This window comes from Ulvibacter sp. 2210JD10-4 (genome assembly GCF_058148525.1).
The window spans coordinates 217,273-231,203 of sequence record NZ_JBYVJZ010000002.1; the positions used below are offsets into that span (position 1 = coordinate 217,273).

At 36.7% G+C, this 13,931-nt stretch carries 14 protein-coding genes; 10 read left to right on the top strand and 4 right to left on the bottom strand.

The genetic code is table 11. The annotated features are described in order from the left end of the window. Nucleotides 1–47: 47 nt before the first annotated feature. Nucleotides 48–830: an enoyl-CoA hydratase/isomerase family protein gene (locus ACY2RT_RS06685; RefSeq protein ID WP_490155124.1), complete on the top strand. Its 783-nt coding sequence runs from the start codon at nucleotides 48–50 to the stop codon at nucleotides 828–830. A 107-nt stretch (nucleotides 831–937) separates the two neighbouring features. Beyond that, nucleotides 938–2,008: a PA0069 family radical SAM protein gene (locus tag ACY2RT_RS06690; protein ID WP_490155125.1), complete on the top strand. Its 1,071-nt coding sequence runs from the start codon at nucleotides 938–940 to the stop codon at nucleotides 2,006–2,008. Between the two features lie 14 nt (nucleotides 2,009–2,022). Here ACY2RT_RS06690 and ACY2RT_RS06695 read toward each other — a convergent pair whose 3' ends face one another. Together ACY2RT_RS06695 and ACY2RT_RS06700 are read right to left on the bottom strand one after the other, a co-directional pair. Continuing rightward, a complete protein-coding gene (locus ACY2RT_RS06695; RefSeq protein WP_490155126.1) occupies nucleotides 2,023–2,760 on the bottom strand; it encodes a lysophospholipid acyltransferase family protein in 738 nt (245 codons plus the stop codon). A gap of 64 nt (nucleotides 2,761–2,824) precedes the next feature. Continuing rightward, nucleotides 2,825–3,235 carry a BrxA/BrxB family bacilliredoxin gene (locus tag ACY2RT_RS06700; RefSeq protein WP_490155127.1) on the bottom strand — a complete coding sequence of 137 codons (411 nt, stop codon included), beginning with the start codon at nucleotides 3,233–3,235 and terminating at the stop codon, nucleotides 2,825–2,827. A gap of 138 nt (nucleotides 3,236–3,373) precedes the next feature. Between ACY2RT_RS06700 and ACY2RT_RS06705 the strand changes: the two genes are divergently transcribed. From ACY2RT_RS06705 to ACY2RT_RS06735, 7 genes are all read left to right on the top strand, one after another. Next, complete coding sequence (locus ACY2RT_RS06705; protein WP_490155128.1) at nucleotides 3,374–4,114, top strand: TerB family tellurite resistance protein; 741 nt, start codon at nucleotides 3,374–3,376, stop codon at nucleotides 4,112–4,114. Between the two features lie 107 nt (nucleotides 4,115–4,221). Continuing rightward, nucleotides 4,222–4,878 carry a metal-dependent transcriptional regulator gene (locus tag ACY2RT_RS06710; RefSeq protein WP_490155129.1) on the top strand — a complete coding sequence of 219 codons (657 nt, stop codon included), beginning with the start codon at nucleotides 4,222–4,224 and terminating at the stop codon, nucleotides 4,876–4,878. After that, nucleotides 4,879–5,670: a transporter gene (locus ACY2RT_RS06715; RefSeq protein ID WP_490155130.1), complete on the top strand. Its 792-nt coding sequence runs from the start codon at nucleotides 4,879–4,881 to the stop codon at nucleotides 5,668–5,670. It abuts the gene before it with no gap. A gap of 9 nt (nucleotides 5,671–5,679) precedes the next feature. Then, the gene (locus ACY2RT_RS06720) at nucleotides 5,680–6,591 is read left to right on the top strand and encodes a metal ABC transporter solute-binding protein, Zn/Mn family (RefSeq protein ID WP_490155398.1); all 912 of its coding nucleotides are present in this window, start codon (nucleotides 5,680–5,682) and stop codon (nucleotides 6,589–6,591) included. A gap of 1 nt (nucleotide 6,592) precedes the next feature. Beyond that, nucleotides 6,593–7,330 carry a metal ABC transporter ATP-binding protein gene (locus ACY2RT_RS06725; RefSeq protein WP_490155131.1) on the top strand — a complete coding sequence of 246 codons (738 nt, stop codon included), beginning with the start codon at nucleotides 6,593–6,595 and terminating at the stop codon, nucleotides 7,328–7,330. Beyond that, nucleotides 7,330–8,454, top strand: coding sequence for a metal ABC transporter permease (locus ACY2RT_RS06730; RefSeq protein WP_490155132.1), 1,125 nt, complete (start codon nucleotides 7,330–7,332; stop codon nucleotides 8,452–8,454). The genes ACY2RT_RS06725 and ACY2RT_RS06730 overlap by 1 nt, the downstream gene beginning before the upstream one ends. Next, the gene (locus tag ACY2RT_RS06735) at nucleotides 8,447–9,607 is read left to right on the top strand and encodes a metal ABC transporter permease (RefSeq protein ID WP_490155133.1); all 1,161 of its coding nucleotides are present in this window, start codon (nucleotides 8,447–8,449) and stop codon (nucleotides 9,605–9,607) included. The genes ACY2RT_RS06730 and ACY2RT_RS06735 overlap by 8 nt, the downstream gene beginning before the upstream one ends. Before the next feature lie 38 nt (nucleotides 9,608–9,645). On the opposite strand, the gene ACY2RT_RS06740 is transcribed toward ACY2RT_RS06735, so the two are convergent. Continuing rightward, a complete protein-coding gene (locus ACY2RT_RS06740; RefSeq protein ID WP_490155134.1) occupies nucleotides 9,646–11,061 on the bottom strand; it encodes a serine hydrolase in 1,416 nt (471 codons plus the stop codon). Between the two features lie 179 nt (nucleotides 11,062–11,240). Between ACY2RT_RS06740 and ACY2RT_RS06745 the strand changes: the two genes are divergently transcribed. Further along, complete coding sequence (locus tag ACY2RT_RS06745) at nucleotides 11,241–11,657, top strand: hypothetical protein (protein WP_490155135.1); 417 nt, start codon at nucleotides 11,241–11,243, stop codon at nucleotides 11,655–11,657. A 174-nt stretch (nucleotides 11,658–11,831) separates the two neighbouring features. Here ACY2RT_RS06745 and feoB read toward each other — a convergent pair whose 3' ends face one another. Next, on the bottom strand, nucleotides 11,832–13,931 hold the full coding sequence (gene feoB, locus ACY2RT_RS06750; protein WP_490155136.1) for a ferrous iron transport protein B: 2,100 nt from the start codon (nucleotides 13,929–13,931) through the stop codon (nucleotides 11,832–11,834).

A 13,931-nucleotide genomic window follows, 5' to 3' on the forward strand; every position in this document is an offset into this window, starting at 1 on the left:
TATTTTTATCTTCTGAAACTACCTTACAATTATAAAACCAAGAGGCAATGAATTATAACAATATCCTTTCCGATAATCAAAAAGGAATCACTACCATTACGGTCAATCGTCCTACTAAGCTTAATGCCTTAAATAGAGAAACGATCAAAGAGTTGCATACTGCTTTTAAGGCTGCTGATGAAGACAGGACAGTAAAGGTAATCATTATTACCGGAAGTGGAGAAAAAGCTTTTGTGGCTGGAGCCGATATTAGTGAATTTGCAGACTTTTCAGTTGCTCAAGGTGAGCAACTGGCATCTGAAGGACAAGCAAAACTATTTGATTTTGTAGCACATTTGTCAACACCTGTTATTGCTGCGGTAAATGGTTTTGCACTTGGTGGTGGACTGGAATTAGCTATGGCCGCCCATTTTAGAATTGCAAGTAATAATGCGAAAATGGGTCTCCCTGAAGTTTCTTTGGGGGTTATTCCGGGGTATGGAGGCACTCAACGTTTACCACAATTGGTAGGGAAAGGCCGTGCAATGGAACTTATAATGTCTGCCGGAATGATTGATGCCGATAAGGCACTACAATATGGTTTAGTAAATCATGTAACCACTCCTGAGGAGTTGATGGATTTTACCCAGAAAACAGCAGGGAAGATCATGAGAAATTCCCCTGTAGCAATTGCTGCTGCAATTGCCGCGATCAATGCCGGTTATGAGGATGGCGAAAATGGTTTTGATGAGGAAATCACACAATTTGGTAAATGTTTTGGTACGGCAGATTTTCGGGAAGGAACACAAGCTTTTTTGGAGAAAAGAAAACCGGATTTCCCGGGCAAATAGGCTATAATTTTAAGCTTCACAAAAACATTTTTGGAATAAATCCAATTGTAAATGGAATAATTCCAAAATATAATTAACTTTGATGAGTCCCTTATCAAAGTTAATTTATGCCTAAAAAACATCTTAAAGGGCGCGGTGCGCAGCAAAGAATACACAATCGTTTTTTTGAATTACGTCATGAGATACGTGATGATTTTCTAAATTTCTGTGAAACAGAAGGTGAGCAGGCAGACAAAAATAAGACACGCTATATAGAGGTGTTTCCAAAGACCTTTGTTAATAAAGTTAATAGCCCAGATATTGGGATGGGTTATTCTGCGAATCCATATCAGGGCTGTGAGCATGGTTGTGTGTATTGCTATGCACGGAATACACATGAATACTGGGGTTATGGTGCAGGATTGGATTTTGAACGAAATATTTTGGTAAAAAAGAATGCCCCGGAATTGTTAGAACAAAAACTGAAAAGCAAATCTTGGCAGCCACGTACCATCGTATTTTCAGGAAATACAGATTGTTACCAACCTATTGAACGAAAATTGGAAATTACCAGGAAATGTATGGAAGTCATGCTTAAATGGAAACACCCTACCGGTATTATTACCAAGAATTCATTAATACTACGCGACTTGGATATTCTACAGGAGATGGCAAAGCTTAATATTATCGCAGTGAATATTTCCATAACATCTTTATCTGAAAAGACCCGACGGTTACTCGAGCCTCGTACAGCAAGCATAAAACAGAGGTTGAAGGTAGTTGAGGTACTTTCAGATAATGATATTCCGGTTCGGGTAATGATGGCTCCTATAATTCCATCGTTAAATAGTCATGAGATCATTCCTATGGTAAAAAAAGTTTCAGAATTAGGAGCAAAAGATATTGCCTACACGATTGTTAGGCTAAACGGTCAAATTGCTGAAATTTTTAAAGATTGGGCTTATAAAACTATTCCCGATAAAGCAGAAAGAATTCTCAATCAAATAGCCGAATGTCATGGAGGCAAACTAAATGATAGCCGTTTTGGTATTAGAATGAGTGGAGAAGGAACAATTGCTATCCAGATAAAAGATACTATGGGAGTAGCAAAAAAGAAGTTTTTAAAAAACAGAAAAATAAAATCTTTGAATAAATCTCATTACCTGAAATTGAAAGATCCACAAATAAAATTATTCTGAATACAATCAAAAAATTAATCAAGAATAATTGCCTGCGTAATTTGCTCCTCAATTGTTTTTATTAAGCTGTCCGGCTCGTGCTCACTCACTTTCAAAGGATGATGTACGGTAAAAGTAACGTGTGCCCCTAATCCCAGAGGAAATTTTCCATAACGAATGGTTTTCCATGAATTATTAATAGTAATAGGAACAACTACTGCTGAAGGAATTCCTTCGAACAATGTTAATAAGCCTTTTGTTTGAAATGGTTTGGGAACCCCTCTTCGACTCCTAGTTCCTTCAGGGAAAATTACAGCAGCACGTTTATTTGTTTCAATGTAATTTGCAAATTTTTTAATGGTGATAATCGCCTCTTTTGGGTTTTTTCTATCAATTAGAACGGATCCGCCATGCCGCAGATTATAAGATACACTGGGGATTCCTTTTCCTAATTCTGCCTTACTTATAAACTTGCAATGGTGTTTTCTCATATACCAAATTATAGGCGGAATATCAAACATACTTTGATGGTTGGTAACAATGATCAAAGGGTTGTCTGTATCTATATGATATGGATTACGAAATGAAAACCGTGTCCCCAGAATATTTTGACACCTCATAAGGAAAAATTGCAGCAGATCTACAGTTTTTTTATGTGCCTGATATCCAAATACATTAAATGTAAACCACTGGATAGGATGAAAAATAACCAAGGTTAATCCAAAAAAGAAAAAATATATAATTGATATTGGATATGAAATTAGCTTTAACATAGTTTAAAAATAAGCATAAAAAAACCACGCCTTAACGTGGTTTAATGTTTTTTAAAAAAACTATCTAACAAAACTCGTTATAAGCTCCTTTAAGGTTTTCAGCGATCATATCTGCCGGCCGGCCTTCAATGTGATGACGCTCCAGCATGTGTACCAACTCACCATCTTTAAACAGTGCCATAGAAGGTGAACTTGGAGGAAAAGGAACCATTTGTGCACGGGCAGCATCAACTGCTTCACGGTCAACTCCTGCAAAAACAGTTACTAAATGATCAGGTTTTTTTTCATTTTGAAGTGACATATTGGCTCCCGGACGCGCATTGGCAGCGGCACAACCACATACAGAATTCACTACAACTAAAGTAGTTCCTTCTTTGTTTAACGCTTCATTTACCTCCTCTGCTGTATATAATTCATTGAAACCTACTCTTGTAAGGTCTTCACGCATAGGTTTTACTAATTCCGGTGGATACATAATAAAGTCTTTTAAATGTGTAACAATTTTAGTGCAAAGGTAACCAATTTTAAGATTATCAAAGCGTTAAAGAATTCCAAAACTCTTTCAGTAAATAGTTATCTTTGACTCCATTTTATAAATTGAAATTACATATATATGATTCGTTGGTTTACCGCTATTCTTGGGTATACATTCTTTAGGTTTCCTGGAGCAATTATAGGCTTTTTATTGGGAAGCTTATTAGATAATATGTCAAGTAAAAAGGGAGGCGGGTCCTTTCAACAGGTTTTTCAGCAACAAAGAGGTGATCGTGTAACTCCTGCTGATTTTGAACTCAATTTGCTCTCGCTGGCGTCTTTGGTTATTAAAGCAGACGGTACAGTAAACGAAAGTGAACTGAATTTTGTGAGGCAATATTTTGTGCAGGCCTATGGAACGGAACGAGCCAATGCAACTTTTCGGGTTTTTAATGAAGTGATAAAGAAGCGACAGGTCTCTGCCATAAATATTTGTAATTTGTTGAGACAACGTACAAGATATGAGTCACGACTTCAAATACTTCATTTTCTATTTAGTATTGCTAATGCAGATGGGCATGTTTCTGAACCCGAAGTTCAGGAAATTAACAGAATTTCGGGGTATTTAGGAGTACAATTTCGAGACTTCGAGAGTATTAAGGCTATGTTCTTTAAAAACCCGGATAGTGCTTATAAGATCTTGGAAATTGAACGCACTGCTACGGATTCTGAAATTAAAGCTGCTTACAGGACCATGGCAAAAAAATACCATCCCGATAAGCTTCAACACATGGATGAAGCCTATCAAAAGGGAGCGGAAGAGAAATTCAGAAAAGTACAGGAAGCTTACGAACAACTTCAGAAAGAGAGAGGGTTTTAAATTTATTACTGAAAAAGTAAGTTTAATAGGAGGCAATTTTCTTTATTTTTAGTCTAAGCTAAAAATAAATTCTATATAAATAGAAAAAAATCTTTACCTTTGTCTTTATGTTTTCACTTGCAGAAGAAAATTATTTAAAGGCTATTTACCATCTGGAGCAGCAAAACCAGGGGGAAGTAAGTACGAATGCTATTGCTGAAAGGATGGACACCAAACCTTCTTCAGTGACAGATATGGTACAAAAACTTGCTGAAAAAGATGTGCTCTCCTATAAAAAATACAAAGGAGCATTGTTAACTCCTAACGGAAGAAAGATTGCAGCAAATGTGATCAGAAAACATCGTTTGTGGGAAGTTTTTTTAGTTGAAAAACTTAATTTCCATTGGGATGAAGTTCATGAGATTGCTGAACAATTAGAACATATTCAATCTGAAGAATTAGTTAATCGTTTGGATAAGTTTTTGGGAAGCCCGGATTTCGATCCCCACGGTGACCCCATTCCCGACAGGCATGGAAATGTAAAGCGAACGGAAAAGAAATTACTTTCTGAATGTAATAAAAGCCAACGGGGTGTATGTGTTGGAGTTAAGGAATCAAGTGGAGAATTTCTACAGTATCTCGATAAACGAAAAATAAGTATTGGCACTAAAATTAAGGTGTTAGGTAAAGAGTTTTTTGATGGTTCCATGATCATTCAGGTAGGAAACGACCAGTTTTTTATTTCACAAAAGATCGCGGAAAATCTATATGTTCAAACTAATTAAATGAAGTATATAAAACACAATATTGGCATTCTGTTTTTTGGGATGTCTATAGGAATATTTGCTCAGGAAACCAAAGAGTTACCGGAAATGATAACAGACAGGCCGGATGCTACGGAATCGCCAAATACAGTTCCGGTACGCTCATTTCAAATAGAAACAGGAGTTTTTTATGAATCTTTTGAAGAAAATAACAGCGAAACTGAAACCATTGGATACAATACAACATTAGTTCGCTACGGACTCTTAGAAAATTTTGAATTACGAATAGGATGGAATTTTGAAGAGGGAAGGACAACAGTTAATAATATGCGTTCAGAAGATGTAACAAGTGGCTTTTCACCACTTTTATTGGGGGTGAAAGTTGAAGTTACCGAAGAAAAAGGTCTTCTTCCGGAAATAGGATTATTGGGGCATTTAATGCTCCCGTTTATAGCTTCAACGGACTATCGCCCTGAAACAACCGGAGTGGACTTTAGGTTTTCTTTTGCCCATACCATTAATGAAAAATCAAGTATAGCATATAACCTTGGAGCGCAATGGGGAGATGATACTTCAGAAGCAGCTTATGTTTATACATTCGTTTATGGATATACAATCCTGGAAAAGCTGGGAGTATATGCAGAGGTCTATGGCGATTTACCGGAAGATAATAAGGCTAATCACTATTGGGATGCGGGATTTACCTATTCAATTCAGAATAACATTCAGTTAGATGCAACTATAGGCAAAAGTTTTACTGAGGGTCAGGATATATTGATTAGTACAGGGATTAGTTTTAGAATTCCAAATTAAAAAAGAATGATGAAAAAAATATTCATATTATTACTTGTCATAACAGCAGTTGTCAGTTGTAAAAATACTACAGAGAAATCAGAGAAATTAAATGTAGTAACTACCACCACAATGATCACAGAACTAGTTAGAAATATTGGTGGGGACCGTATAGAAGTTAATGGACTTATGGGTGCTGGAGTAGATCCGCATCTTTATAAAGCCAGTGAAGGAGATGTTTCTAAATTGTACAATGCAGATGTCATTTTTTATAATGGGTTGCATCTTGAAGGAAAACTTGTGGAGGTTTTTGAAAAAATGGAGAATCAGAATAAAGTACAGGTGGCACTTGCCGAAGTATTGGATAAAAGGGGGCTAATAGGGTCAGAATATTTCGCTTCAAATTACGATCCACATGTTTGGTTCGATATTCAATATTTTAAACAATTTGCAGAGAAAGTAACTCAGATTTTGGCTGAAACAGATGTTGAAAATGCTGATTTTTTTCTGAAAAATAAACAAGCCTATTTAATGAAGTTAGATGCTTTGGAAGCAGAAAATAGGGCTACAATAGAAACACTTCCAAAGGAGAAAAGAATATTAGTAACAGCACATGATGCTTTTAATTATTTTGGAAAAGCATACGATTTTGAAGTGGTAGGGCTACAAGGTCTTTCTACAGTAACAGAAGCGGGAGTACAAGATGTACAGCGTCTTTCGGATTTTATCATTGAAAGGCAGGTAAAAGCCATTTTTGTAGAAAGCTCTGTCCCACGAAGAACTATTGAAGCACTGCAGGCATCTGTAGTTTCAAAAGGAGCCAATGTAACTATTGGAGGCTCTCTTTTTAGTGATGCTTTGGGGAATCCCGGAACAGATGAAGGCACTTATATAGGGATGTTTAGGTATAACGTAAATACAATTGTTAATTCATTAAAATAGTATGAAAAACAAGTTTGCGGTGCAAGTAGATGACCTAACCGTTGCCTATAACTATAAACCGGTTTTGTGGGATATAGATCTGGCAGTTCCGGAAGGGGTTTTAATGGCAATTGTAGGGCCAAATGGAGCCGGAAAATCAACATTAATAAAATCTATTCTGGGGATTATTAAGCCCATAGCGGGGAGTGTCGCAATTTATGGTAAGCCATATAATAAACAACGTAAATTAGTTGCCTATGTACCTCAAAAAGGAAGTGTTGACTGGGATTTCCCTACAACGGCTATCGATGTGGTCATGATGGGGACCTACGGAAGTCTGGGATGGATCAAACGGCCGGGGCAAAAAGAAAAGAAGGCTGCATTAGAAGCCCTGGAAAAAGTAGGAATGTTAGCCTTTAAAAACCGACAGATAAGTCAGTTAAGTGGTGGTCAGCAACAAAGGGTTTTTTTAGCAAGAGCCCTGGTACAAAATGCTTCTATCTATTTTATGGATGAACCTTTTCAAGGGGTTGACGCAACCACCGAGATCGCCATTATCAATATTTTAAAAGAGTTACGAAAAGCAGGAAAAACACTGGTTGTTGTACATCACGACCTACAAACGGTTCCCGAGTATTTTGATTGGGTAACTTTTTTAAATGTGAAAAAAATTGCTGCGGGGCCTGTAAAAGAAATTTTCAACGATGATAATCTAACCAAAACCTACGGAATCAATTATAAAGTTGCAATAAATAAGTAATGTCTGTTCCCGAATATTTTGAGTTGCTGTTCACAGATTATACCCTTCGTACCATAACGTTGGGGACCGCAGTATTGGGTGCAATTTGTGGTATGTTGGGGAGCTTTGCAGTATTGAGAAAGCAAAGTTTATTGGGAGATGCGATCTCTCACGCAGCACTACCGGGAATTGCTTTGGCTTTTTTAATTACCGGGGCTAAAGACACAAATATTTTGTTATTGGGAGCTTTGGTAAGTGGACTGGTAGGAACTTTTTGGATTCGTGGCATGACCTCAAAAACGCACCTTAAAAGCGATACGGCTTTAGGGCTGGTCCTTTCTTTGTTTTTTGGGTTTGGAATGTTGTTACTTACATTTATTCAAAAACAACCTAATGCCAATCAGGCAGGATTAGATAAATACTTATTTGGCCAGGCAGCTACTTTAGTAGAAAAAGATGTTCAATTAATGCTTATTGTTACAGGAATAAGCCTTTTCATTTTACTATTATTCTGGAAAGAATTCAAAATTCTTTTATTTGATGAAGACTATACTATGACATTGGGTTTTAATACGAGATTCATAGATATTCTAATCACTTTTTTTATCGTATTGGCGATTGTTTTGGGATTGCAAACAGTAGGAGTTGTTTTAATGAGTGCGATGTTATTGGCTCCAGCAGCAGCAGCACGGCAATGGACCAATAGTTTGGGTGTGATGATTGTACTAGCATCAATTTTCGGAGCTTTTTCCGGAGTATTTGGAACAGCGATTAGTGCGAGCCAGAACAATTTGTCTACCGGGCCGGTAATTGTTTTAGTAGCAGCAGTTTTTGTTATATTTTCTTTTATTTTTTCTCCCGGAAGAGGATTACTTTTCAGAGAAATTCGTTTTAGAAAGAACCGAAGAGATCTTAAGCTCAAGAAAACACTTCAGTTCATGTATGGGATAGTCAAAGATCACGAAAATATTTCACATCCTCATGCTATCAGAATTTTAAATAATTTTCAAGGCTTTACAAAAAAATCACTCCAGCAATTAGAAGACAAAGAATGGATTAAAATTACTGGGCAGCAATGGGCTATGACAGAGCATGGTTTTGAAGAAGCTAAAAATTTATATAGCCAACAAAGGAAAGATGACTAGTCCACAAATAGAAATACAATTGATTGCTGCTGTTGTTGCTGCTGCTTGTGCAATTCCCGGAGTGTTTTTAGTACTTCGAAAAATGGCACTGATCAGTGATGCTATTAGTCATTCTATTCTACCGGGGATTGTTGCAGGATTTTTTATTACTCAGGATCTAAACTCTCCTTTATTGATCTTACTTGCAGCTTTAACAGGAGTAATTACTGTAATATTGGTAGAAGCCATACAAAAAACCGGGTTGGTTAAAGAAGATACTGCTATTGGATTGGTGTTTCCTGCTTTGTTTAGTATAGGAGTAATCATGATTGCCAAAAATGCAAATGATGTTCATTTGGATATTGATGCAGTATTATTGGGGGAATTGGCTTTTGCACCTTTTGATAGATTGATGCTTTCGGGATTGGATATGGGCCCAAAATCACTTTGGCTTATGGGAGCTATCCTGATGATATCATTAGTATTGCTTTTTCTTTTCTTTAAAGAACTGAAAATAAGTACGTTTGATGCCGGTTTATCTTCGGCACTTGGGATCTCTCCAATTGTAATGCATTATGGGTTAATGTCTGTTTCATCTGTGACCGTAGTAGGAGCTTTTGATGCAGTTGGAGCTATTTTGGTAGTTGCACTGATGATAGCACCGGCGGCTACAGCATATTTATTGACCAGTGACTTAAAACGGATGTTATTTTTATCTATAGTTTTTGGGGTGTTTTCTGCAATTGCGGGATATTGGCTTGCTCATATTTTGGATGCCTCTATTTCAGGTTCTATGACCACAGTTTTGGGAATTGTATTCTTGTTGGTCTATTTATTTGCACCTGGAAAAGGACTACTTTCTGTATTATACCGTCAGAAACAACAGCGGACCGAAGTTTCCCTAATCACATTTTTACTACACTTAAACAATCATTCCGAAGAAGAAGAACGGCATATTAATCATTTAAATGAGCACATAAACTGGCAAAAAATTCGTGCAAAAACAATTCTGGATCTGGCGGAAAAAAATAATATGATTCTAATAAAGAATGAAATAGTTTTTCTTACTGAAAAAGGAAAAGATTTTACCCAGAGAGCTTTGGAGTACATTATGACCAATAAAGACGAACGAATAGAACATATGAAAGATGACTTCTTTTTATTTAGGGGGTAGAATAGGTGCTATTTCCCTTCGGATTATTTATAGACGTATTAATTTTTTATAACCTTAAAGGTCTTTATAAATTGAGAACTTGAGTACATATTCAAAAAGAAAATCCCGGGGTTAAGATGGGCAAAGTTTTCCAAGGTAACAGCTTGACCGTTTTGAAAACTATTGCTTCCAGCTTCCCACCTCCATATAATCTTACCGAAAATATCAGTTATATTAAAAGTTACATCATCTACATTTAAGCCTGAATTAAATTGCAAATGTATTTCACTGGTAAAAGGATTGGGAAATACTAATATATTTTCCTTTTCAAATACATATGAATTTACAGACAGGCTTATTTCATAATCTAGGTATGCCTGAAGTAATGCTTCAACAGTGCTACTTAAATGTGTAGAATAGATCCCGCTTTGATTTCCATTTACTACAATACTGATATCTTTTTCAGGAAAATAAAAAGCAGCTGTGGAATATCCCGCAAGGTCTCCACCATGCCCATAAGCTTCAATTCCCAGAAACTCTCTTTTTATTAACCCCAGTCCGTATTCTGCCCCTCCGGAAAATGTAGTCGGTACAGTTTCGGTAGCCTCGCTCCATGTTTCAGCTGAAAAAAGGCTTCCATTCATACTGGTTCGTATCCATTTGACTAAATCTGTAGGCGTTACATAATAACCACCAGCCGAATCTATAGCACTAAAGATTGATTTTTGATTTGTTAACCACGTAAAAGCATCATCCAGAACACCGTTTCCGGTAATATCCAGCCAAACATGGGCAGCAGGGTTCGGAAGAGGATCGTACGCCGGGTTTGAATAACTATTTAGAGCCAAAGGCGTAAAAAAGCGATCCCTCACTTCTTGCAAATATGATTTTCCGGTTATCTCTTCAATTATTAACCCCAATAATAAGTAATTAGTGTTTGAATATCTCCAATCTTCTCCGGGTAGAAATAATGGCGGGTTTATAAATGTGTTCATTACTTCTTCAAACGTCCAGATTCTAGCAGGGTTATTGAACATAGCCGAACCGAAATTTGGATGATCGGTAAAATTATAGATACCGCTTTCATGCCTTAATAATTGACGGATGGTAATAGTTGGATCGACATGAGTAAAATTTGGCACCCAAAGGCTTATACTGTCATCAAGAGAAATCATCCCTTCATCCACCAATTGTAGAATGCAGGACGCTGTTATGGTTTTGGTTGAACTTCCGGAAGCAAATCGGTGGTCAACACTAATATTATCTAGAGGAGTAAAGGTAGAAACACCACTTCCTCCGGCCCAGACAGCATCATTTGATAATTGAACTGCAGCCCCTAAACCATTTATGTCCAGCGCCTGATACATTAGGTCAAGTGTAGTTTGAAAGTTTTCAGACAGTTGCGTATCAACGGTTTGTGCTAACCCCAAACATGGGAGCAGCAAGAACAATACTAAGAGGCGGGAAAATCTCATAAATTATAATCTTATCAAGAAAAATTGAATTTCAATATAGGCAGGTTTAGTATAGGGATGGTTATCAATTATTGCTTTTTTTGTATTATGTGAGTTTGTACAATGAAATTCTGCAAAATCAACAACTTTAGGATTTTCGGTTCAAAAATTGATACCTTTAAAATTAAATTTAATCCAAAATGAAAAAATTGTGTTTTTTGTCGGTTGTTCTGTTTTCAGTTTTGGTAAATGCACAAGATGATCAGGAGGTTGAGGTCCCTAAGATCACTATAAGAATTCCACTGGGAGAGACAGTACAAATAGGATATGCAACGATAAAATTTAATGAAGTACTTGAAGATTCACGTTGCCCGGAAAATGTGGTTTGTATCTGGGCAGGGAGAGTTAGGATACTAGTTGAAATAAAACTGAAAGGAGCAGCTGTTCAAAAAAAGGAACTTTTATTTGGTCAAATAAGACCCGGAGAATCGAATGATACTACTTTATATGCTTCAGGGGGGTATTTACTTGAAGGGATAATGGTAGCTCCTTATCCAAATAGTAAAGATAATAGAGAACGGAACTATGCACTTTTAGTTTCAGAAATAAACCAATAAGATTTAATGGCAACCACAGTCTTTGTTGCCACACTTGGTTTTGTCGCCATCCAGTGTGCGGGAAGTTTTATTCCGCGCTTCAAAGATAGGATTCCATACAAATTTCTTAAGTAAATAGCCTGTAGCTAAACAAAAGGTGATAAATACTAATACTGTTTGCATACTGTAAATATATTATTTTAAAAACTGATAGGCACCTAAGGCTACTATATAAGCAATAGCACTCATTGCAAATAATTGCCATAATGGCCATTTCCAACTATTGGTTTCTTTTCTTACAATAGCCAATGTACTCATACACTGCATGGCAAAAGCATAGAATAGTAATAGTGATACACCGCTTGCAAAGTTAAATAGAGGCGTTCCTAATACCGGATTTACTTCTGCTGCCATTCTATTTTTAATAGTTTCTTCTTCTTCACTACCAACACTATAAATAGTTGCAAGCGTCCCTACAAACACCTCTCGTGCTGCAAATGAACTGACAATTGCAATACCTATCTTCCAATCATATCCCAACGGTTTCACAGCAGGTTCAATAGCTCTTCCCAGAATACCTATATAGGAATGTTCAAGTTTATACGAAGCTATTCTGGTTTCAAGTGCTTCTTCGGAAAGATCTTCTGAAATGGCTTCTTGTTTTACGATTGCTTCGGCATTGTTAAAATCTCCCGGGCCATACGATGCTAAAACCCATAGTATAATTGAAATTGCCAGAATGATCTTACCGGCACCTAAAACAAATGATTTGGTTTTTTCAATTACGGTAATGATAACATTCTTAATCATTGGTAATTTATAGTTGGGCATTTCAATAACAAAGAATGTTTTGCTTCTGATCTTTAAAACTTTATTTAATAAGTATGCCGAAAAAATAGCAGAAGCAAACCCCAACAGATACAAAAACATGAGTGTTAATCCCTGTAAACTAAAAACTCCCAAAATGCGTTGTTCAGGAATTACTAAAGCAATAATGATTAAATACACCGGAAGCCTTGCCGAACATGTAGTAAATGGTGTTACCAGAATAGTAATAAGACGCTCTTTCCAGTTTTCAATATTTCGGGTAGCCATAATTGCCGGTATTGCACAAGCGGTTCCTGAAACTAAAGGGACCACACTTTTCCCACTTAGCCCAAACCGCCGCATGACTCGATCCATCAAAAAAACAACCCGGCTCATATAGCCAGTTTCTTCTAAGATGGAAATGAATAAAAATAAAAATGCGATCTGTGGAATGAATATTACAATCCCACCTAATCCGGGGACGACACCCTCGGCAATAAGGCTTGTAAAATCACCGGGAGGAAGTGTATTTTTTAGCCACTCACTTAATGAAGCAAAAGAAGTATCGATAAAATCCATAGGGTAACTACTCCAATCAAAAATGGCTTGAAATATGAGCAATAATATTCCGAAGAAAATAAAATACCCCCAAACTTTATGTGTTAGCACCCTATCGAAACGACTTCGCAGATCTTTAGCATTTGCAGTATCAATTTTTAGAGTACCCTTTAATGCATTATTTATAAATTGGTAGCGTGCAATGGTTTCCTTTTGCTGCAATCGCTTAAGATTGCTTTTAGACTCGGTTTGAAAAGTTGCAACACCTTGCATTTCTTTTCGGTCCAATTTTCCGAAGTTAACATCCTGTGTTATGACAAGCCAAAGCTTATACAAGTCTTGGCTGGGAAATGCTTTTCGCAGTCTGTCAAAATATTCCGGAGAAATTACCGAAGCATTTACACAAGGCTTTGTAGATAACACATTATAATTTGTGATGTATTCTTTAAGTTGTTCGAAGCCTTCATTTTTTCGGGAACTAATTAGGGCAATTTTAGTTTCCAAAGTCATTTCCAGTTTTTCCACGTCTAAGGAAATAGCTTTACGTTTCATTCTGTCTGCCATATTAATGGCAAGAATGGTTGGAATCCCCAGATCTTTAATTTGAGTAAAAAGTAAGAGATTCCTTTTTAGGTTTTCAATTTCGGTAACAACAATGGCTACATCTGGAAAATCCTTATCATTTTTATTGAGCAATAACTCAATCACAAGGTTTTCATCTAATGAAGATGCATTTAGGCTGTAAGTGCCTGGAAGGTCTAAAATGTGAGCTTTAACTCCCCGAGGAAGTCTGCAGATTCCTTGCTTTTTTTCAACAGTGATGCCCGGATAATTCCCTACTTTTTGATTAAGCCCGGTAAGTCTGTTAAAAACAGAAGTTTTACCGGTATTGGGGTTTCCTATAAGTGCAACATTAATTTGTTTTGCCAT

What these genes read in the sequence shown, in the direction of transcription:
- ACY2RT_RS06720 (WP_490155398.1), top strand. Translation starts at nt 5,680, where the DNA reads ATGAAAAAAATATTCATATTATTACTTGTCATAACAGCAGTTGTCAGT.
- ACY2RT_RS06705 (WP_490155128.1), top strand. Translation starts at nt 3,374, where the DNA reads ATGATTCGTTGGTTTACCGCTATTCTTGGGTATACATTCTTTAGGTTT.
- ACY2RT_RS06700 (WP_490155127.1), bottom strand. Translation starts at nt 3,235, where the DNA reads ATGTATCCACCGGAATTAGTAAAACCTATGCGTGAAGACCTTACAAGA.
- ACY2RT_RS06695 (WP_490155126.1), bottom strand. Translation starts at nt 2,760, where the DNA reads ATGTTAAAGCTAATTTCATATCCAATATCAATTATATATTTTTTCTTT.
- ACY2RT_RS06745 (WP_490155135.1), top strand. Translation starts at nt 11,241, where the DNA reads ATGAAAAAATTGTGTTTTTTGTCGGTTGTTCTGTTTTCAGTTTTGGTA.
- ACY2RT_RS06740 (WP_490155134.1), bottom strand. Translation starts at nt 11,061, where the DNA reads ATGAGATTTTCCCGCCTCTTAGTATTGTTCTTGCTGCTCCCATGTTTG.
- ACY2RT_RS06685 (WP_490155124.1), top strand. Translation starts at nt 48, where the DNA reads ATGAATTATAACAATATCCTTTCCGATAATCAAAAAGGAATCACTACC.
- ACY2RT_RS06690 (WP_490155125.1), top strand. Translation starts at nt 938, where the DNA reads ATGCCTAAAAAACATCTTAAAGGGCGCGGTGCGCAGCAAAGAATACAC.
- ACY2RT_RS06735 (WP_490155133.1), top strand. Translation starts at nt 8,447, where the DNA reads ATGACTAGTCCACAAATAGAAATACAATTGATTGCTGCTGTTGTTGCT.
- ACY2RT_RS06715 (WP_490155130.1), top strand. Translation starts at nt 4,879, where the DNA reads ATGAAGTATATAAAACACAATATTGGCATTCTGTTTTTTGGGATGTCT.
- ACY2RT_RS06725 (WP_490155131.1), top strand. Translation starts at nt 6,593, where the DNA reads ATGAAAAACAAGTTTGCGGTGCAAGTAGATGACCTAACCGTTGCCTAT.
- ACY2RT_RS06710 (WP_490155129.1), top strand. Translation starts at nt 4,222, where the DNA reads ATGTTTTCACTTGCAGAAGAAAATTATTTAAAGGCTATTTACCATCTG.
- feoB (WP_490155136.1), bottom strand. Translation starts at nt 13,931, where the DNA reads ATGGCAAAACAAATTAATGTTGCACTTATAGGAAACCCCAATACCGGT.
- ACY2RT_RS06730 (WP_490155132.1), top strand. Translation starts at nt 7,330, where the DNA reads ATGTCTGTTCCCGAATATTTTGAGTTGCTGTTCACAGATTATACCCTT.